This is a genomic window from Algoriphagus machipongonensis (assembly GCF_000166275.1).
In the GTDB taxonomy this organism is placed as follows: Bacteria; Bacteroidota; Bacteroidia; order Cytophagales; family Cyclobacteriaceae; genus Algoriphagus; species Algoriphagus machipongonensis.
Genome location: NZ_CM001023.1, coordinates 2726915 through 2747835, shown reverse-complemented (window position 1 = coordinate 2747835; position 20921 = coordinate 2726915). Strand labels below are relative to the sequence as shown.

The following is a 20921-nucleotide window of genomic DNA, read 5'->3' as shown; positions in this document are numbered from 1 at the left end:
TGATGCAACATAAAAATAAAGTATTGATAGGGGCTGTAGCTCTCATTTTGATCGGTGGAATTACCTATAAATCTATTCAGACACCTTCCCTACCAACGGGCTCTCCTATCTTTTCTCCAGGTATTCATTCCAATATTCAAACTGCTTTTATTGACGTATGGCAGGAATACAAGGAACTCCATAGCTATGGTTTTGATGTGATTCAAAGTAACCTGAGTTCCTCTACTATGCAGGCTCAGCCGGTCATTGATTTCAGTGATATTTTTGGCAAAAACAGAAGGTATAAATTAGATGTTGCAGAAAAAGTTTTGGATTCAGATGACCTCTTTATTGCTGACTTGCCAGATAATGTTTTGAGGGGATGGTTTGCTCATGAACTTGGGCATATTGTGGATTATGAAAACCACTCCAATATGGGAATGGTAACCTATGGAATTCGCTACGTTCTTTCGGATAAATTTAAACGTGAGCGAGAGCATGAAGCAGATAGTATTGCCATTCGTCATGGTTTCCGAGAAGATATTATTGCCGCAAAAAAATACATTCTTGAGAATGATTTTATTTCCCCAGAATACCAAAATCAGATCAAAAAATATTACATGTCGATTCGTGGTGCAGAACTTTGCCCCGATGAACGAATTCCAGTTTTGCCTAAAGTTGAGATATAAACTTCAGTAAGGATTTCATTTTTTCTTCTTTCATGACTTTTGGGGTTTTGGTCTGCCCTCCTTTTTTATTGCTTTGGCCAAGAAAATCCGTGTATTGATTTTTGGAAATTACTTTTACATCAATGTCTTTCAGTGCTTTAGATCGAGCAACCGCATAGTTTTTATTAGCCGCTTGAAGGAGCTTATCCAGTTCCTTTGCTAGGCCATCAGTCTTTAAATCAGAGACAATTACCCATTGATGGATATATTCTCCAGCTTCATTTTTGATGGCAGCCACCATGTATTCATTAATACTCGATTGGTGGGCTTCTGCTAATTCCAAAATGGCTTTATCCATCTTTTCTTCCGAAAGTTGCGAGCCTACCACATTGAGGAAAAACTTGGTTCTACCTGTAATCTTTATTTGAGGAGGATTCAAGCTTTGGAAGCGAATCACATCTCCTATCATATACCGCCAAGCCCCTGCACATGAGCTGAGAATAAGTACATACTCCTGCCCCACTTCTACTTCATCAATTCCCAAAACCAATGGTTCGTCCAGCAGCTCTCCAGTTTCATTGATACCTCTTTCATCAAAAGGAATAAACTCAAAGAAATACCCATGTTCAAGTGCCATTTTCATGTCCATTGAACCCGGGGTTCCAGTATAAGAAATGAATCCCTCTGAGGCCAAATAGGTATCCATTATAGTAATGGGTTTTCCACAAATAGCATTGAAATCTTCCCGGTAAGTTTCGAAGGCTACTCCTCCAGAGGCGTACACTTGAAAGTTGGGCCAAATCTCATGGATATGCTTCAAATTATGCTTTTTAATAATCCGTTGCAGCATCAATAAAACCCAGGAAGGAATTCCGGCAATGGCTCCAATATTCCATTCAGGAGCTTGCTCAGCAATAGCATTTACACGCTCATCCCAGTCGGGAATAGCGGCAATGTCTTTTCCCGGTCTGTAGAAAATGTCGTACCAATCGGGGAAATTACTCACATTGATTCCAGAAATTTCTCCTTCTTCAAAACCTCTATCATTTTTTTCCAGGTTGGCAGAACTACTCAACATCAGGATTTCAGATTCGAAAAGCGTCTCTGGAAAGTCGAAGTCATGAAGAGAGCTGATCATGGAGCTACCTACAGATTTCATGGAAGCCAAAAACTCGTCTGTTATGGGAATTCGTTTGCTGCTTTTCCCTGTAGTACCGCTACTTCGGGCAAAGAAATTAGGTTTTCCTGGCCAGGTAATATCCTCAAAACGCTCCTGTTTAGACCACCAAAGCTCATGCATTTGCTTGTAATCAAAGATGGGAACCTCTTTTTGAAAGGATTCCACTAGTTGGTCGGATTGTAGGATTTCAGAAAAGCCATAGTACTTGCCAAAAGCGGTGTCTTTGGCTTGAGTTAAAAGATCCCTGAGTTGATTTTCCTGAGAAATTTTCGGGTTTTCTTCTTCTGATTGGAGTTTTGCGGTGATGTCTATTCCGGCTTTGACGAGCTTACCTAGGATGGCCATAAATGATTTTTTCTTTTTAAAAGTACAAAGCCCATGCCTTGGTAAAACTGATTTTTGATCAGCCAATTATTATCTAGTCCCATAAGGAATAAAACTTTCGTCTTTTCTCGATTTTGAAATCAACAACCTATCAAAATCATAAGATTCAATAATTAGATCTTTCTTTTTATCATAATTCTCTGATCCTCAATGAAATTTAATTTTGAATAAATCTACAAATCAGGTATTTTACTTAGATATTAAACTTTTTCGATCATATGAATTCTATTAACAAAGGAAAACTAGTCCTTGGAGTTTCACTAAAAGTTTTTGAAGAGCTCCTCCAAAGTTTACAAGATCAAGGTCTTTTTGATCAATTGTCTAATTCACAAGATTTTCCGATTATTCCAGGAAACGATGATTTGGTGATTACAGCCAACATCGATGTTCAATTAGCTCCGGTCAAGTTTAGGTTGAAAGTGGTTTCGACTAATAATAAGTATACCACTTTAAACCTTTCTGGTAGGGTGAAAATGAGCGTTTCCTCCCCTACTGCAGATAGCCCAGATCTATTTGACATTCCTTTCCAGATTCATCTTAAAATTACCCCTGTGCTGAAAGCGAGAACAAATCAGGCTCCTGTTTTAGCGCTTTCTTATGGGGGGATTGATTTTATCGAAGGACCTTTGCCTGCCAGTCAAGTTGAAGCGATGATTCAAGCTCCTGAATTTATGCAGCTTCTGAATAATTTCGAATTGGATCTCATCGAACCAGCATTGGATGGATTAGAAGAAGTTCTCTTTTTTAATGAAAACAAACCAAACCATGCGGATTGGGCAGTAGGATTACATATGATGCGTGGTACTGGAGTCAATGTAGACGCTATTGGTTTGATCGTCGATGTGCCTGGAGGTGATGTTTCTGCACCTTTAGGGGGTAGTTTTGTTCCTATGAGGGCTGAAATTATCACGCAATTTACCGATAGCTTGGTTCAGGCATTAGTAGATGAAGCCAAAGAGGAACTCAGATCCTGGTTTGAGGATATCAAAGGTGTGGATTTGAGAGTGACTAAATTGAACCTGACAGTGGATGATCGACAGCTATATCTGGATGCAAAATTTACTGAAAAAGAATACGATGCTGAAGTCACTATGAAAGGACCTATTTATTTTCAGCATGGCCCCGGGAGTCTAAGAATGCAAGCAAGTATCAGAGATGTTGATATTGATATCGATTTGCCTTGGTGGGCAGATTTTCTAGTTTGGCTGGCTGATATTTTAACACTAGGAACTATTGGTATCAATGATACCATCCATAATAAGCTCCCCAATTTTGCACAGAACTATGCTCAAAAGTTCTTGGATCAGTCCCTATCTAACTTAGGTGATTCACTTTCTCTCAATCAACTTTCTTTTCAGGGAGTAAATCTTGAGATTTATCCAGACCTAATTACTCTAGAAGATGGAGCTATTACCGTATACATTCAGGTGTTAAACAAGCCTTTGGAAGAGAATTTGGTGGATGCAAATCATTCAAAACTTAGAGATAGGTTTGTGATGTTTCATTTACAAACAGGCAGAAGATTTTTAGTAGAGCATCTTGCTTCCTTTATGCAAAGAGGTTTGATTAAAGTTCCAGGTTTCCACCAAGTAGATGGAAGATATATCCGGTCAAACCCTGACGAAAGAGAGAACAACAATCTGGAAGAAAGGTATGGCAGGTAATTTTACTTTTTAGAGTATTTAGTTTTTACAAATAATTAGTAAAATGAAATCCATTTGGAATAGATCCGAAAAATCAACTTTAAGAATTAATAATTTTTATTTAACTGAAAAACAAGGGTTTAAATAGAATCTATCTTTTTATTTATTAAATTATTAACCAGGAATTTTATTTAAATTTTTAATACGCCCAAACGATAAAAATACATCATATAACTAAATCATATATTCTAGATTTTTGAAATACTTTTAAACTAAACAAATAAATTTTATGGCATTCCTCAAAAAAATCAACAAAATCGGGCTAGGAATATTTGCCCTCTCATTTTTATTACTTACGTCTTGTGAATTAGAGCCAAGTGATAAAATAGATCCAACTACCTCTTCGGAACTTTCTTCACAAGATAATGGGAAAATAATTTTGCCGGATTACCTCCTATTACATGAAAATTTTGGAAGAATTAATGGATCAAACTCTAATCAGAGATTAGATCCTGAAAGTACTCCGCAAATTGAGAGTGAGGATTACAAAAATTTCAGGGAAATGGTTAGACAAGCAATGGAGGCTGTAGAACCATCTCCCTGTGGCCCTACTGATTTTAATTACTGGATAAACAATGAATTGGAAGGTTGGGATGAACCTGCACTATTTGGATTTACTGTCTATCAACTAGCCTCCTTTATTGGAATGTTGGACTTTCCCACCTATGATGCTTTATTATTTGAAAACAGTTCTGAAGATCAGTATTTTGGATTGGATGGGGAACACACTCAAGTCTTAACTAAGACGTTTAAAGATTTAAAGCGTTTTTGGGACATACCTTCTGAGGACATTGTATTAGCTGCAATGCATGGCAATATGTTACTGGATAGAGAAAAAGTGATTAGAATTGATAAAATCTTGTACAATGATGATCAAGCTAATGCTGAATTATATGCGGATTTGATAATTTTTCTCTTTGAAAATTTCTCACAATATAGAAATGGGGAACATCCAATTTTCACGTTCAATGCTTTTGCCCAAACTAGTTTTGAATTTGGTGGCAATTTAATTCCATCTAAGATTATAATGGGAGATGGCATTCTCGATGCATATACCGGACTAGGCTTTGAGGATGTTGCTCCGCAAGCAATACTAGCTCACGAATATGGTCATCAAATCCAATATGCTGTGGGCACTTTTGACAATCCAATTTCATCTGATCGAGCCGAGAATACAAGAAGAACTGAAATGATGGCAGATGCTTTTTCAGCTTATTATCTTTCACATGCTCGTGGAGCAACCATGCAGTGGAAAAGAGTTCAACAATTCCTTGAAGTATTTTTTAATATCGGAGATTGTGGGTTTTCAAATTCAGGTCACCATGGCACTCCATTACAAAGAATGGCAGCAGCTCAGTGGGGTTATGACTTAGCGAATAGTGCAAAAAAACAAGGAGAAATCTTGAGTAGTCAAGAGTTTGCTGATCTTTTTGATGCAGCTTTGCCTAGTCTTGTAGGTTCTTAATGCCAGTAGAAAAAGGTATTGTTAAAAAGGCGTAGTTTACCTACGCCTTTTTTTGTTCGAAAGAAATTCCTCATTCTTCTATTATTTGCCCTTCTCTGTTTCAAGCAATTTCATTTTCCCGTTGCAAATACACCCATTTGCCTTAATTTTGAAATTCAATTTTGATCTATGACTGAAGAATCCGCATCTCTTAATTTTATCGAACAAATCATTGCAGACGATTTGGCAGCAGGATTTGATCCGAAAAAACTTCGTTTCAGATTTCCTCCCGAGCCAAATGGTTATTTGCATATTGGACACGCAGCATCTATTTGCCTGAATTTTGGACTTGGAGAGCTACATAATGCACCGGTAAACCTTCGTTTTGATGATACCAATCCAAGCAAAGAAGAGCAGGAATACGTGGATGCTATAAAGCATGATATCGAATGGTTGGGTTTTCAATGGGCAAAGGAGTGTTACTCCTCCGACTATTTTCAACAGATGTATGATTGGGCCATCCAATTGATCAAAGAAGGAAAGGCCTATGTGGATGGACAGTCTGCAGCTGAAATGGCAGAGCAAAAAGGAACCCCAACTAAACCGGGGGTTGCAAGTCCATTTCGGGATCGATCAGTAGCAGAGAATCTGGATTTGTTTGAACGTATGAAGGAAGGGGAATTTGAGCAGGGTTCTTATGTGCTCCGAGCGAAAATTGATATGGCCTCTCCCAATATGCTGATGCGTGATCCACTGATCTATAGAATCGTTAGAAAGGCACACCATCGAACAGGAAATGATTGGTGTATATATCCTATGTACGATTGGGCGCATGGTGAGTCGGATTACATCGAACAGGTATCCCATTCCCTTTGTACCCTGGAATTTAAAATGCACCGCGAGCTTTATGACTGGTTTTTAGATCAAATCTATGACCCTTCCCTGCTGAGACCTAAACAAAGAGAGTTTGCTCGAAGAAATCTCAGCTATACGGTAATGAGTAAGCGTAAATTACTGGAGCTAGTACAAAGCAAGACGGTTTCTGGATGGGATGATCCACGTATGCCAACTATTTCAGGTTTGAGGAGAAGAGGTTATACACCAGATTCTATTCGTAAGTTTTCTGATCTGTCAGGAATATCCAAAAGGGATTCAGTTACAGATGTATCCCTGCTGGAATATTGTATCCGGGAGGATTTGAATAAAACTGCTACTCGAGTGATGGGTGTTTTGGACCCTGTGAAATTGGTAATTACGAATTATCCAGCAGGTAAAACAGAAATTTTAAGCGCTGAAAATAATCCTGAAGATCCTAACTCAGGGACTCATGATTTGCCGTTCAGTGGAGAATTATATATTGAAAGAGAGGACTTTAAAGAGCAAGCTGGGAATAAATTTTTCCGTTTGACTCTTGGAAATGAAGTTCGATTGAAAAGTGCCTATATCATCAAAGGGGAATCTGTGGTGAAGGATGCTGCAGGCAATATCACTGAAATTCACTGTACAGCTGACTTAGATTCAAGATCTGGAAGCGGAACAGAAGCGAGTACTAGAAAAGTAAAAGGAACGCTTCACTGGGTTTCCATTCAACATGCGATCAAAGCGGAAGTTCGTGAATATGATCGACTGTTTTTAGATGAAGCACCCGATAGCCATGAGGACAAAAACTTTATGGAATTTGTCAATCCTGAGTCCTTAAAAATTATCAAAGAAGCATATTTAGAACCTTATTTGAAGGAAGCATCAATGGATGATAAATTCCAGTTTCAGCGATTGGGTTACTTCACTTTGGATAAGGATTCTTCAGCTGAACAATTGGTCTTTAATAAGACGGTTGGACTGAGGGATTCATGGGCCAAGCAAAAACCTGCTCCGACACAGAACAACCCATCCGCTAAGCCAGCAAATCAAGGAGGTGGACAAGCACAAGGTCAAAGATCTTCCATCAATGAGATTCAAAAGATAGCGAAGAAATACACCAATCTTTCTGGAGATAAACTGGCTGCTGCCAGAGAAAATATTGCGAAGCTTGCAGAGGATGTTTCTTATGAAGAATTGGAGCCCCTATTCAATACAGCCGCAAAGAAAGTGGGAACCCGCATAGGTGTTATGATTTCACTGGGAGTCCTTTTGAATAAAGGTCAAGAAAGAAATGCGGAAATAGATGCCTTCATTGCTGCGGGATTAGCCGACAAGAATGAGCAGTTAGTAGAAGAAGCGGAAGCGGTAAGCAAAAAGTCTTAAAGCTGGAGTGAAAAAGCGGAAAATTCTCAATCTCAATTTTGAATATGAATCAACTCCCCCTTGGAGAAGTGTCTTCAATTGAAATAGGATTTAGATCAAAGGGGGCTAGGGGGATTTCAAAACATAATTGATTGAAGAATCTGAAGTCTGATAATCCCTGCCTCGTGTCTTCAAGAGACAATTATGGAAATGAGTAGTAACAGTATTCTGTAAGCATTTTGTCTGTCTAAGTAATATTTAAGACCACTATAAAGTCTGAAAGCGGAAAATTCTCAATTTCAGTTTTGAATATGAATCAACTCCCCCTTGGAGAAGCGTATTCAATTGAAATAGGATTTAGATCAAAGGGGGCCAGGGGGATTTCAAAACAAAATTGATTGAAGAATCTGAAGTCTGATAATCTCTGCCTCGTGTCTTCACGAGACAATTATGGAAATGAATTGAAGCAGGGATTAGTACAAAAAATAGAAATAAATGCTCGTAGATTCATTCTGCGAGCATTTTTTATTTGTTGAGTTTTCCGGGAAATTGACAATGTCAGGATTTTAGTAAATTGATATACAATACTTTACCCAATTAACTTTTTATGAGCTTAAAATCACATTTTCAAGGAAAAGTTATCTGGATTACTGGAGCCTCCTCAGGTATCGGGGAGGAAATGTGTTATCAATTCTCAGATTTTGGAGCAAAGCTCATTATTTCGGCTAGAAATGAAGGGAAACTAAAGCGGGTAAACTCTCAACTTCCAAGGAATCCCGGTTCAGCCAAAGTATTGCCAATTGACTTGGAGAACCTTTCTGAACTTCCGGGCAAAGCCAAAGAAGCAATGAGTTTTTTTGGAAGGATTGATATTCTCATCAATAATGCAGGAATGGCTGTTAGAGATTTTGCTATCAACACCTCAATCGAGACAGATCAAAAGCTAATGAATATCAATTATTTTGGAGCTGTTACTTTAACCAAATCTCTTCTACCCCATTTTCAAGAACAAGGCTCTGGTCAATTGGTAGTGATTAGTAGTTTATCCGGAAAATATGGTGTCCCAAAATTAGCGGCCTATTCTGCTCCCAAACATGCACTGCATGGATTCTTCGAATCTTTACGAAGTGAATTGGTGGATTCAGGAATTTTCATTTCTATACTTATTCCAGGGATAATTCAGACAGAAATTACCGCACATGCAGTCATGGGGCAAGGAGAAAATTATGGGAAAGTGGAAACGGCATTTAAAAAGGCCTACCCTACTGAAAAGGCCGTAAATGAAATGATATTAGCCATTTCAAAACGTAAAGAGGAATTTTATGTAGGAGGTATGGAAGGAGTCACCCTTTGGCTAAATCGGTTTTCGCCTTGGTTACTACGTCGCTTCATTCGAAACCATCCTTTAAAAAGATTAAGAAAGCTAAAAAAGAGTTTGACTTTTTGGAATTAAATTCTAAATAATCCTTTAAAAAGTTATTATTAAAGTATTGATATATAGGGGTATATGAAATTATATTTTTTAATAGGATGTAGTTTCCTTTCGATCAAAGAAACTACATCCGAAATTCAAGAATCAATAAGCATTACTTGTTTTTAATTCTTTATTAAAATTAAATGGTTTAAAAATTAAGGGGATATAAAAACATTGAGCTATCGCCAAAATTACTCCGATCTGATCGCTTGTTCCACTGGTTTCACCTGAAGAAAGTAAAAGGAAAAGAACAGGTAACATTCCTAAAAAAAGGTACATTAAAATCTTGTTCTCTTTACCCCAAGGTATTTCGGCACCAACCTTTTCAGATTTCATTACTCTGATTATAAGAAATAAGGCAAATGCAGCGATGGGTAAAATGATGTAGGTTAAGGAAAAATGGACGTTTAAAGTATCTCCATGGAACATAGTGTCTCCATTTTTGAGAATATCAAACAACAAATTCCCGAAAACATTGGCCCACCAAATTCCAAGAAGACCAAAATAAAGTTTTCGATTCCTCATTCTATACAGTCCTACGATGAGGGCAGCGTACAAACTCATTTGGAGAATAAGAAATATAAATGAAGGAGTTACTCCAGCCCCACTAATTCTAAGTCCAAAATATTCTGTTCCCCATATGTAAGAACTTCCATCAAATAGAGATCGGATAAAAGGAAGCCAAACAATCATAAAGGTGAGAGAAATGAAAAACGAAAGGACATTGGTCCAGACGTTTGGTGTACGGTAAGCAATAAGATTTTTCATAGTGTTGTGATTTTGTTTAACACTATGAGCATGAAAACCTTTCACTCGTTACTAGTTTTTAAGCATTTGGGGTAAAAATCAAGTATTTGGGATAAATGAATTATCGAAGCCGAGAAACTAGATTTGAAGCATAAGATTTTGAAACAGGAATGGGGGTTAAACCATGCTGAAGGATTATCACTCCTTGTTGTTTATTTCCATCATATTTTGCTAAATGACCCAAATTCACTATAAAAGACCGATGACATCTTACTAATTCCGGATGCAAGTTTAGGTCGTCAATCTTTTTTAATGTACTTCGGATCAACGTTTTGGAAAAGGTGCCCTGATGGATAAAATGTATTGCCACGTAATTATCTTCTGATTCTAGGTACAGAATATTTTCAAGCGAATAAGAGTGAAGGTTACTTTGATTATCAGAAGGAAAATGAATAATGGTATTCATATCTGAATGATAATCCTCAGCTGTTTCTGTAAGCTGCTCCACATGCCTCATTCTACCATATAGAAATATTGCTGTCAAAGGTATAATAGCCAACGCTCCAAAATTGAGGATAAAGTCCAGCCAACTGGAAAGCCTGAAATCGTGCCATTCTCCAAGAATATTATAAAATAAAAATAAGGCTGAAGCTATGTAAATGATAGACCAGATCAACCACATCAAAATCTGCCAACGAAGAATACCTCCTTTGAAAATCAAAGGAAAAATTAAAAACTCATTAATAACTAAAAGTAACCCAAGGTAGAGCCCCATGGAAAAAATTGCCAAAGCAAATCCAGGAGTAATAGATTCTTTTGGATCGTAATTATTAACGCCAAATGGCTGAAAAAAGAGCATAAAAAAGCAAAAGAAAAGGCTGATGGCCAATATGGCATAAAGCTTTTCTCTTTTGCTCAATTGAAAAAATGATTCTTTCAAAAAGGAACTCATGGCTAGGCTGCTTAAATGAAAGTATCAAATTCTCTTTGAAATCCATGCAATTCTGCCTAGGAAGGTTAGACTAAGCTGCGATTTCTTCCTCATTAATTTATTGAAATAGCACCCAGCTATCGCTCTTTCCAGCAACTGTCACCTTTTTTGGTTCAAGTCTCAAGACTTGGACCCTTTTCTATATTGCCCAACTTTTTGGATGAAAGCAATAACAAAATCAATAAAAAAGCACAAGCTAGAGACTTGTGCTAATAATATCGATCCTGGATTGATGTATTCTTTACTTAAACAAGACCCAAGCATCTCCATTGGCTGGAACAGAAACCTCAATCTCCACTGAATAATCTCTGGCAAGTTGTAAATCCAAAGCTGCCCCATTACTCAATATTGCTTTCGTTTGATCTGTTAGTCCTGTATAATAAAGTGGAACTTTAATGGTTTTGGTGATGGCGTGATCTGTTGGATTATATACCACCAACATTCCTTTTTCCTTTCCACCTGGGTTTACATTCAACCAATAATCCAGATCATTTCCGGTAGCTCTTTTTAAGTGAATAATATCCCCTTCCAGTACTTCTCGATGTGTTTTGTACCAATCTACCATTCCTTTTACCATGATTTTGGTTTCTTCGGTATCAAAAAGTCTTGGACCACGGTAACAAGCTTGAACGCCTGCTCCTAAATTGCTAGCCATCATCATTTCATAATGCGCCAAATGCTCATTTAGAGGCTCAATGGTGGCTGCTTCTCCCCCTCCATGGTATTCGGTCAGTGGAACAAACATCCAGCCCATGGTGGAAGTCTTTTCCCAAGTTCCATCATAGATATTTTGTCTCGCGTGTACCAACTGCTCGTTTCTTGGTAGACTCCAGTTTACCTCTCGATATCCCATGGCTATTTTACTGCCTCCTGTCATGAAGTAATAGTCAGGAATATTGAGGTAGATTCCCTTTCCTCTAGACCATTGGTAAAATCCTGAAATCATCTGGTATTGATTCCAACGGCTATCTGCTAGACCTTTGTGTCCTGGGTGATTTTCGGAAATACAAATATCTCCTGGGTAAGATCCATCATGCTCTAATAGAGTAAAGCCTGTTTCTTCGTAAAAATTATACAGCTTTTTAAAATAGTCTTGTCCCCATTCACTGGCTAGGCAGGGTGAATTCCCAAAGGTTGGCTTTTTTCCTTCAGGCATGACTACATTATTTTCTGCATCAATACTTCTTGAAGCTAACAAAGAATATCCGCCAATCTCTATTCCTTTGCTTTTCGCATAATCGGCATACCGCTTCATTTCGGCTATATATTCCTCGCTATCATCTTCTATATTAAAGCCAGAACCAAATGTTAAGATTACCATCTCAAAGCCAACTTCAGCTGCTTGATCAATGGCTATTTTGACACGTTCCCAATCAGCAAATCGAGCATGCATCATCAATGGGTTTTCCGTAGTCCAAGGAGCCAGAGTTTTGTACATTTTTCGAACTGCCAAACCTTTTCGCTCCCGTTCATAACTGTCATGGGGTAAAACAAATGTCCGGAAGGTTTTAAATTCTTCTCCGGGTTCAATGGATTGGTCTGGGCCATACTCAGGACTCACTTTGAGTAGTGTAGGTGTCTCTCTAAGGTAGTTTACTTGTGTAAAGTATTCTGGATCCCCTTCCCAATTCACCACATGGGCATTGGCATCATCGGCTGACATACTCGAAAAAGCAAAATCAGTCTCCACATGGATGTTAGGCTTTTGAAACACAGTTTTTTCACGCTTCTCTACTTTGGATTCATATTCTACAGCAGCTATTATTTCGGAAGTAAAATCACCAATGGTTATCGTTTTATCACTGTTGTTCTGAACAGTCAGCCATTTGCCCATGACCGGAATTCCATCGTACAACTCATAGTGTACGGAAACTGTAACATCTTCAGGTTCCAAGTCCAATTTAACTTCGGGGTCGATCTCTCCATATATGGAAAAGTCACGAATTTGTAATCGTACCAAATCACCTACTTTCTCATGATCTTGGAAATTTCCTTCTTCATTGCTTTTCCCAACTCGTATTTTTTCGGGCATACTGGAAAATGCTGGTAACTCCTCGATGGTTTGCCATTCTCCTCCATTCCATGGTTTTGCTTCACAATAAACAGCAGATTCTGTGATTCTAAATCTAAGAGTCCATGGGGTGGATAAATCCAGCTCCTGCCTTCCTCCCGCTGCTTTAATTTGCTTTTCTCCATCCCAAAGTCCAAACATCGGAACTCCATCGTCATACTCATTTCCACCAGGTCTTAGGAAAAATTTGATGGTTTTTTCAGGCCAAACCAAAGTGATTCCCGGTCCAAATTCTTTTGCTTTATCAGTTCCGGTATAAATCGAAGCTTCAATAATTTTAGAATTAGGATCAAAGTCTCTTTCGATGAAAACAGAACTGTTTTCAGGTGTATAGATTTCTCCAATTTTACCCTCATTTTGAAAAGATGATCTTGGATGAGATTTGGAAGCTTGGATAGTCCAAGTTGGATCCAATTCATTGAAATCAGTCGAGTATATTTTATTTCTTCCAAGGAAACTTGGTAGGGGTGTATCGGAGGCTAGCATTTGGCTAGGTTCTGGTAATTTAAAATCCAATCGTAAGTGAACCCCCTTTGGAGGCCAAGGGGCATTTTTATCGCCATATCTAACTTTAGCCCACTCAAATGGAGTTTGAATTTCCATGATTTCATAGCCTATGTATTGCATGGCTGAAGGAGAATTTTCTAGCTTATCGACCCATTCCTCTTTTAGGAATGCATAGTTGGGTTGACCTTTCAATCCCCCTACTTCATAATTTACTCCATTGATGGTCACCTCTGCTTCAGGTTTCACCCCTCTTAAAAAGGATTCTCCGCTATAAAGATTATCTAAACGTATAGTAGCAGCATTTGGAGAAACCTTAATTACTCGCTTGATTAAACCATTTGAGAGTTCTATCTGATCCCCATTTTTATTGATGGTTGACTTATAGGATGAATTATCCAAAAGCCAGTCTGTTTGAGCATTTGTTAGTTGGGGTAACAAAGTACCAAATAGCAGGAGAATGGCTAAGGACAGGTAATAAATGGGTTTCATAAGAGGAAAAATTTATGTTTGACAAGAAAAGAAAAGTCAGTTCTATCACAAAAGAATTTTATTGAATAATACAGGAGTAATCAAAAAAAATTGAAGAAGATTTAACTATACAAATCAAAAAAACCGAACCCAAAATGAATTGGATTCGGCTTTTAAATTCTCTGGTTTAAACCTTAGATAAGATTACCAGATTTTTATTCTTTCTTCTTTTGGCTTAAAGTTTTTATCACCCGCTTCAATCGGGAATGCCGCATAAAATGGTTCAAAATTCATCAATGGACCATTCACTCTCCACATTGCCGGTGAATGAGAGTTGGTATTAACATAAGTTCTCAAAAACTCATCTCTGACCTTTACTCTCCAAATATTGGCTATAGAAAGGCAGAAGCGTTGATCTGGTGTGTAGCCATCTATTAGGGTACTATCTTGACCTTGTTCGGTGAGTTTAAAAGCATCATAAGCAATGTATATTCCTCCATTGTCTGCGGTATTTTCTCCAATCGTCATAGCACCTTTGATATGAACAGAATCTAAAACAGTGAAGCTGTCATATCGTTCGATCAATTGCTGAGTTTTAGCCTTGAACTTATCATAATCTTCATCGGTCCACCAATTTTTAACATTTCCATCCTTGTCATATTGTGCACCTTGATCATCAAAGGCATGGGTTAACTCATGTCCAATCACCATTCCTATTCCACCATAGTTGACTGCATCATCTGCATAGAGGTCAAAATAGGGGTATTGAAGAATCCCTGCCGGGAATACAATTTCATTTAAAGAAGGATTGTAATAGGCTGTTACCGTACTTGGGGTGGTCCCCCACTCCTCTCTATTTGGCTCTTTACCAAATTTTTCTAGCTGGTATCGACTTGCATCTTTTCTCAAAGCCAAGACATTTTCAAAGAATTTTCCCCTATCAATACTGACAGGGTATTCCCTCCATTCATCAGGATAACCAATCTTCTTATTGATCGCGTAAAGCTTCTCTTTCGCTTGTGCCTTGGTACTGTCACTCATCCAGTCCAATTTATCTATTCGTTGCTCAAACGCTTTTTGAAGGTTGTTGACTAAGTCATGTACTCTTTGCTTAGCATCTTCATTGAAATACCTTTTGACATACAATTGGCCTAAATCAAAGCCTAATTGCCTATCAACTTGCTGTACTATTTGTTGGGCACGTGTTAATTGCTTGGACTGCCCAGAAACTACTTTACTATACTCAAAGGAAGCATTTTCGAATGGTGTGCTTAGGTAGCTTGCATAGGTGGAAAGTGTATGTGCTTTCAGGTAAGTTTTCCAGTCTGCTAATGAAACTGAAGCCAGTAGGTTATTTAACTTTTCATAATATGCTGGTTGCCGAACGTCCAGTGAATCAGCATCTAATCCTAAATCTCCCAAAATTGATTCAATCCCAAGATTTGGTTGCTTTTTCTCTAAATCGGAAACGGCCAACTTATGGTAATTCTCTTTTACTACCCGTCTTTCGATTCGGGTTTTATGTGATTCCGCCAATGCTTTTTCAATGGCATATACATCCTCAGAAGCCTGTGCAGCTTCTCCTGAACTACTTCCTGTCAGTTCAAATAAAGTTGCGATATATGTTTTGTAAGCATTTTGAATTCCTAAAGTGGAAGAATCAGATTTGAAATAGTAATCTCTATCGGGTAATCCGAGGCCGGTTTGTCTTAGGTGAACGATATTGATACTGCTGTTTTCATCATCAGGAGAAATACCTAAACCGATCAATGTTTGGTTGTTTGACTTCAATTCAGAAGCAATAAATTCCTTCATACTATTCAAGTCCGAAATAGCCTCAATTTGATCTAAAATGGGCTGTACAGGAGTAAAACCACGGGAATTGATTGCTGTGGTATCCATACCTGAAGCATAAAAATCTCCTACTTTTTGCTCAATGCTTCCTTTAGGATGTTCTGTTGATGAAACCTCAGTAAGAATATTTTCAAGCAATTGTTTTTGGGGAATATTCAGAAAGGAATAGGATCCTACACCTGCTTGATCATCGGCAATTTTTACTGTATCATACCAGGTCCCATTGACATGCATAAAGAAGTCATCTCCTGGCTTAATGGATGAGTCGATCTCATCTACTTTGATAAATTGTCTTCTTGGAACCTCCTTCTCTGCCTCTGGGTTTGGGCTGCAAGCAATAAGAACTGCTAATGAAGCAATGATTGATTTTCTCATAAGGTGATGTTGATGGTTTTTTGAAATTTAAGCTAAAAGAATGGCTATTCAATTATCTTTTACACAAAGCCCAAAAAAAGCCTATCAAGCGCTATATCTTATGAGTTATTCGAAATTGAAGTAGATTTTTGGCCTACATACTAAAAAAGCCTATCTAAAAAGCCTGTATTTATCAAATCGAGCACTTAGATTCAAAACACTTGCATAGAAACTCAATTTGACAAAAAAGAGCAGTGAGACGGCATCTTTAATTTTTGAATACAGGTTATTTAAGAGGAATAATCTTTTTCACTTACTTCCAATACCCTGCTGACTTCCTGAACTGTGGCAGGGGCATCTAGTTTAAAGTAACCCGAAAGTCCTCTTTCTAATCGAGAAGCTCGAATGGCTGATTTAATAGCAAAGAAAACACTTGTAGCCAACACCAAAGGTGGTTCTCCAACTTCCTTGGAAGAGAAAAGACCATTAGGATTCTCAGGAACTTCACTAGATAAATTTCTTGGGTACAAATGTGTATTCATCTCCAAAGGAATAGTGGTTATTGCCGGTGGCTTATAGGTCCAGGTATTGAGCGTATTTAACCTTCCTTTTTCTTCTCCTTCAGGTTCAAAAACAAGCTTTTCTGTTAAGACATAACCCACGCCTTGGACAAACGCTCCTTCTACTTGTCCAATATCGATAGCAGGATTTAAACTCCAACCCATATCAAAAACAATGTCGGATTTGAGGATTTTCACCTCTCCAGTAAGTATATCCACCTCTACTTCAGAGCATGCTGCAGAAAATGTAAATCCAACAAAGGAGTCTACCGCTCCAGCTGTAGATTGTACATCAGCTAATTCAATCCCTGGAATCGCCTTGTTTTCCTTGGTGCTTTTGAAAGTCATAGCTGGTATTGGAGTAGTTCCTCCAGGAATTGGGGCGGTGAAGGAGGAAATTAAATCTACTCGATATTGATAAGCTAAAGCGACTAAGTTTTGCCATATCAATTTTGGATGTTCATCTTGCCCCCTCTGGATTTTAGCAGCCCAACCTTCCTTCCCATAGTTCCAGAAGTCAATCCCCTGCATTTTACACCATTCTTCACCTTGATCTTTTAGTAGTTTATATCCAAACTCTGTCATTCTGGTGCGCATTTTTTCGCAGGCTTGCTTCACGGCTTCCCCATTATAGGCTGTACCTGTGGAGCCTCCTGTGCTTGTTGGGTTAGGGATGACTTTGGTATCGGGACTATGAATTTGGATAATTTCCATCGGGATGTTCAAAACATAAGAAGCTATCTGCTCAATTTTGGTCACCATCCCTTGCCCCATATCAACTCCACCTTGATTAATAGAGACACTGCCGTCTCCTGAATAAACTGAAACGATAGCTGCTGCTTGTTCAATCATCACCAGATTATATCCTGATCCATATTTGACAGGAACCATGTAAATGCCTCTCTTTTTCCATTTATTGGCTTTATTGAAAGCATTGACCTCTTTTAGCTTTGCTTTATAATTACTTTTCTCCTCTACATAATTCCATACATCCCGCATGTAGCAATAGGAAAGTGCTTGACCAAATGGAGTGACATCTCCTCTAACGTACATGTTTTTCCTTCTCAGTTCTACAGGATCCATTCCGATAGAAAATGCTGCGTCATCTATGGCATTCTCTGAAATAAGTTTTCCCTGAATATCTCCAAAAGCTCGCATGGCTGTATTGGGAGCTTTATTCGTTCTGCAGACATCTAATTGGCTTTCAAAATTCTTGACTTTGTAGGCATTGTCTATTCTTAGTTGTACACAATTGCTGACAATGTATGAGCAATCATAAAATGCTCCTCCATCTGCCCAAATTTTGAAATATAAGCCTCTAATGATACCTCGGTCTTCAGGTCTTAATTTGCCCTGATCTACTGCGATTTGATATTGGCCATAGTAGCCATGCCTCTTTCCTATCATCGCAGTATCATGTTCCCGTTTCATCGCTAACCTGATAGGACGCTTAAGGGAATTTGCAGCTACTACCACAGGACCGACAACGAATTTTGTTTGTTCCGTTTTGCCCCCGTATCCACCTCCTAATTGCCGGATGGACACATTGACCTTGTTCTGTTCGAAAGCCAAAGAACTTGCTACAGTTTGGTGCATTTCCATGGGACTTTGGGAGGAAGGATGCACTAAAATCATATCGTCATCCTCTGGGAAAGCCACACAGGATTGTGTTTCCATGTAAAAATGAACCTGCTCACCACAGATTTGAGTGTTTTCTATGACATTACATTTGGCCCCATCAATAATTTCTTCCCGATATTTCGGTTTTTTGTCTAATGGGTCTTTTTTTAGATTTGCCCAATAAAGCTCCGTTCCTGGACGAGTAATTTTCCATATATGAGAAACAAAAGGAGCTGTTTTGGGACAATCAGGAAAAATACTTCCCATTTTGATTGCGTCATCTATTGAAATAATGGGTTCCTCCCACTTCTGGTCTTTAGAAGGTTTTTGCTTAGGATCCCATTGAACTTTATCATATCCTACACAGTATTTCGATCCATATTCTCCTATTTCAATAGCATCCTGCTCCGTATTGGCAATGACCATAGCAATGACCTGTCCCGGATAAAGGATATTATCAACTGCGAAAATGGGTTGATCCGCCCCCATTCCCTGAAAATTCAAACCACCTTTTGGAATGTCTTTGTAGGTAATGAGCTTGAAGAAAGCTTTAAATTTTGATGTCAAAATCTCCTCAAGCTCTTCAATTTGAATCCGCTTTTTACTTTCAGGATGTATGAAATAATAGCTTGCTAGGGATTTGCTGGATTGAATAAACGCAGCATTTTTCCCGATAGGTGGTAATTCTATTTCATGCGTATAATGTACTTGTCCCATCGCTTGATGGAATGCCATTAACTTGATGTAAGGTTGAGATACAGGGTCTTTAAAGCTTTGATTTACATATTTTTGTATACCGTTACTTAAACCCCAGTTTCCCCAATTGATTTGGCCTGCCGATTGGATTTCTTTTGGTACTGATTTTTTCTCTTTTTCAACAAGTGTGCGAATAATGGCTTTATAAATAAATGAAATAGCAAGATTGACTTTGTAGTCATCAGTAAATCCCTCTGAAGGTAAACCAATCATTCTCCCCTGCTTTTCCCAGAAGTTCAATTCTTTTTTTACTTCCTTACGGAGGATCTCAGTCAATTTGGGCAAAAGTTCTAAACTGATCATTTTTCCTTTTAACCATTGCTCTGTTTTCGTGGCATGCCATGCAACCGGTGCTATTCCACCAAAGACAATAGAAGCATTGGAAATTTCCAGATGATTACAAAGCTCGATTTTAGTGGAACTGTTCACTATGGAGTGTGAATTGACTTCTCTTATGGCAACTTTTTGTGCAAGAGCTACAGCGTGCTTATCTCCATAAGGTAGATAATAACTTAAAATAACCAGGTCAAAAGCCATTTCCGGCGACTTCAGCAACTGATTGACCAAATCAGAAATTTTGATTTGAGTAATTTTCCCTGATTTAATCCTGAGCAACTTAATCTCTGCATCAATACCATCTAAAGCTGTAAATAAATCTGAAGGGAATGGAGCTCCAGTCATTAAGTGCTTTAACACCAACATGGTGTTCCCTGCGAGAGAAGCTGCATTTCTTACGATCATTCCCGCAGTACGATGACACATAAATTGAAGAATCCCTAAGTTGGATGTAGGGGAAAGATGTTCTTCCGAAATTTCTTTGTCCAAGAAATTTAATAATTCTGAATAGGTGGTAGATGCTCCTACTTCAAGACCATTTTCAGTTTTCCTGATTCCATATAAATCAGGAATTAATTTAATGTCAACAAATAATTTGAAGGAGGGAAATTCCTCTGCGTAAATACCAAATGAAGTGTTTCCAAAGACAATTCGGGTAGTTTCAGGAGGGTTTTTCCTTAAAATACTTTTCAGTTCATCCAAGGTTTCTGGACTTAGCCATTTTTGTTCCGTATTTAGGATAGAAACAGGAGGCAAAGCCATTTTTGCAGCCTTTGGAAATGGAATATTGATGGCATTATGGACCATTACCTGATCACATTTATCCTCAGTTATACATTTCATTCGATGTATTTCATCCTCCTTGCTCCAGTCTGAGGCAAAAGTTTTCATACCAGTCAAAATAGATCGGTAACCTGTACATCGACAGATATTTCCATCAAAAATATCCTCGATTTGTTGTTTGGTAGGACAAGGATTTTCGCTTAGAAAAGCAGACATATTCATGACAAAACCTACCGTACAATAGCCACATTGGGTTCCATTATTGATTGCTAATCGATGAGCTACTGGATTAATTCCTTCCTGGATTTCATGATTTTCTTCTTCCGTAAGGTGCATGACCTTCATCGAGCTATTCAAACTGGATTTTAAAAGGGACTTTTGCTTCTTATGCCTCTTTTCAATTGATTCGGATAAAGCAGCTTTTGCCTCATTCCAAGCTGGAGGAGCTTTGACGATTGAACTAATAGGAGCTGCTCCTCTAGATGCGGAAGGTGTAAAAGTTAAGTGTTTATTTTCCGGTTTCTTGATGCCTCCTGTACCTTCTACTGTGGTAATGGTCATCCCTCCTAGGGCACAAACTGGACGAAGACAAGAATTTATTGACTTGTGTTCAGCTTTTTGAGATTTTTCATTCCATGTGGATAAAATTACTGTGCAAGCTCCGCAGCCGCCTTGACCACAGCCTTTTTTGGCTCCGGTAAGGCCTACTTGATCAGAACGCAAATAATCAAGCAATAGAAGGTTTGGAGAAGGGTTTTGAATAGTTACCTCTTCTCCATTTAAGAAAAATGAAACAGAATTGTTCATGGTATGTTTTTT

Annotated in this window: 11 protein-coding genes; 5 read left to right on the top strand and 6 right to left on the bottom strand. The window is 38.3% G+C overall.

Annotated features, from left to right (window positions below):
• The first annotated feature begins 2 nt into the window (after positions 1 to 2).
• Positions 3 to 668: a M48 family metalloprotease gene (locus ALPR1_RS11560; protein WP_153231803.1), complete on the top strand. Its 666-nt coding sequence runs from the start codon at positions 3 to 5 to the stop codon at positions 666 to 668.
• Here ALPR1_RS11560 and ALPR1_RS11555 read toward each other — a convergent pair.
• A complete protein-coding gene (locus ALPR1_RS11555; RefSeq protein WP_008200880.1) occupies positions 652 to 2172 on the bottom strand; it encodes a GH3 family domain-containing protein in 1521 nt (506 codons plus the stop codon). The two genes, ALPR1_RS11560 and ALPR1_RS11555, sit on opposite strands and share 17 nt — an antisense overlap.
• A gap of 257 nt (positions 2173 to 2429) precedes the next feature.
• On the opposite strand from ALPR1_RS11555, the gene ALPR1_RS11550 reads away from it, so the two are divergent.
• From ALPR1_RS11550 to ALPR1_RS11535, 4 genes are all read left to right on the top strand, one after another.
• Positions 2430 to 3875, top strand: coding sequence for a hypothetical protein (locus ALPR1_RS11550; RefSeq protein ID WP_008200878.1), 1446 nt, complete (start codon positions 2430 to 2432; stop codon positions 3873 to 3875).
• Between the two features lie 268 nt (positions 3876 to 4143).
• Positions 4144 to 5379 carry a hypothetical protein gene (locus ALPR1_RS20330; RefSeq protein WP_008200877.1) on the top strand — a complete coding sequence of 412 codons (1236 nt, stop codon included), beginning with the start codon at positions 4144 to 4146 and terminating at the stop codon, positions 5377 to 5379.
• Between the two features lie 168 nt (positions 5380 to 5547).
• Positions 5548 to 7602, top strand: a complete 2055-nt coding sequence (locus ALPR1_RS11540; RefSeq protein ID WP_008200875.1) for a glutamine--tRNA ligase/YqeY domain fusion protein — start codon at positions 5548 to 5550, stop codon at positions 7600 to 7602.
• A gap of 586 nt (positions 7603 to 8188) precedes the next feature.
• Positions 8189 to 9034: an SDR family oxidoreductase gene (locus tag ALPR1_RS11535; protein WP_008200873.1), complete on the top strand. Its 846-nt coding sequence runs from the start codon at positions 8189 to 8191 to the stop codon at positions 9032 to 9034.
• Positions 9035 to 9157: 123 nt separating this feature from the next.
• Here the strand turns inward: ALPR1_RS11535 and ALPR1_RS11530 are convergent, their stop codons facing one another.
• From ALPR1_RS11530 to ALPR1_RS11510, 5 genes are all read right to left on the bottom strand, one after another.
• Positions 9158 to 9823 carry a hypothetical protein gene (locus ALPR1_RS11530; RefSeq protein WP_008200872.1) on the bottom strand — a complete coding sequence of 222 codons (666 nt, stop codon included), beginning with the start codon at positions 9821 to 9823 and terminating at the stop codon, positions 9158 to 9160.
• A 100-nt stretch (positions 9824 to 9923) separates the two neighbouring features.
• Positions 9924 to 10754, bottom strand: a complete 831-nt coding sequence (locus ALPR1_RS11525; protein ID WP_008200869.1) for a LytR/AlgR family response regulator transcription factor — start codon at positions 10752 to 10754, stop codon at positions 9924 to 9926.
• A 280-nt stretch (positions 10755 to 11034) separates the two neighbouring features.
• Positions 11035 to 13860: a hypothetical protein gene (locus tag ALPR1_RS20325; protein ID WP_008200867.1), complete on the bottom strand. Its 2826-nt coding sequence runs from the start codon at positions 13858 to 13860 to the stop codon at positions 11035 to 11037.
• A gap of 183 nt (positions 13861 to 14043) precedes the next feature.
• On the bottom strand, positions 14044 to 16068 hold the full coding sequence (locus tag ALPR1_RS11515) for a M13 family metallopeptidase (RefSeq protein WP_008200864.1): 2025 nt from the start codon (positions 16066 to 16068) through the stop codon (positions 14044 to 14046).
• A 269-nt stretch (positions 16069 to 16337) separates the two neighbouring features.
• On the bottom strand, positions 16338 to 20909 hold the full coding sequence (locus ALPR1_RS11510) for a molybdopterin cofactor-binding domain-containing protein (protein ID WP_008200862.1): 4572 nt from the start codon (positions 20907 to 20909) through the stop codon (positions 16338 to 16340).
• Positions 20910 to 20921 lie beyond the last annotated feature (12 nt).

Bases quoted from the DNA above. Each gene is read 5' to 3' on its own strand.
- ALPR1_RS11560 (WP_153231803.1), top strand. From the start codon at position 3: ATGCAACATAAAAATAAAGTATTGATAGGGGCTGTAGCTCTCATTTTG.
- ALPR1_RS11555 (WP_008200880.1), bottom strand. From the start codon at position 2,172: ATGGCCATCCTAGGTAAGCTCGTCAAAGCCGGAATAGACATCACCGCA.
- ALPR1_RS11550 (WP_008200878.1), top strand. From the start codon at position 2,430: ATGAATTCTATTAACAAAGGAAAACTAGTCCTTGGAGTTTCACTAAAA.
- ALPR1_RS20330 (WP_008200877.1), top strand. From the start codon at position 4,144: ATGGCATTCCTCAAAAAAATCAACAAAATCGGGCTAGGAATATTTGCC.
- ALPR1_RS11540 (WP_008200875.1), top strand. From the start codon at position 5,548: ATGACTGAAGAATCCGCATCTCTTAATTTTATCGAACAAATCATTGCA.
- ALPR1_RS11535 (WP_008200873.1), top strand. From the start codon at position 8,189: ATGAGCTTAAAATCACATTTTCAAGGAAAAGTTATCTGGATTACTGGA.
- ALPR1_RS11530 (WP_008200872.1), bottom strand. From the start codon at position 9,823: ATGAAAAATCTTATTGCTTACCGTACACCAAACGTCTGGACCAATGTC.
- ALPR1_RS11525 (WP_008200869.1), bottom strand. From the start codon at position 10,754: ATGAGTTCCTTTTTGAAAGAATCATTTTTTCAATTGAGCAAAAGAGAA.
- ALPR1_RS20325 (WP_008200867.1), bottom strand. From the start codon at position 13,860: ATGAAACCCATTTATTACCTGTCCTTAGCCATTCTCCTGCTATTTGGT.
- ALPR1_RS11515 (WP_008200864.1), bottom strand. From the start codon at position 16,068: ATGAGAAAATCAATCATTGCTTCATTAGCAGTTCTTATTGCTTGCAGC.
- ALPR1_RS11510 (WP_008200862.1), bottom strand. From the start codon at position 20,909: ATGAACAATTCTGTTTCATTTTTCTTAAATGGAGAAGAGGTAACTATT.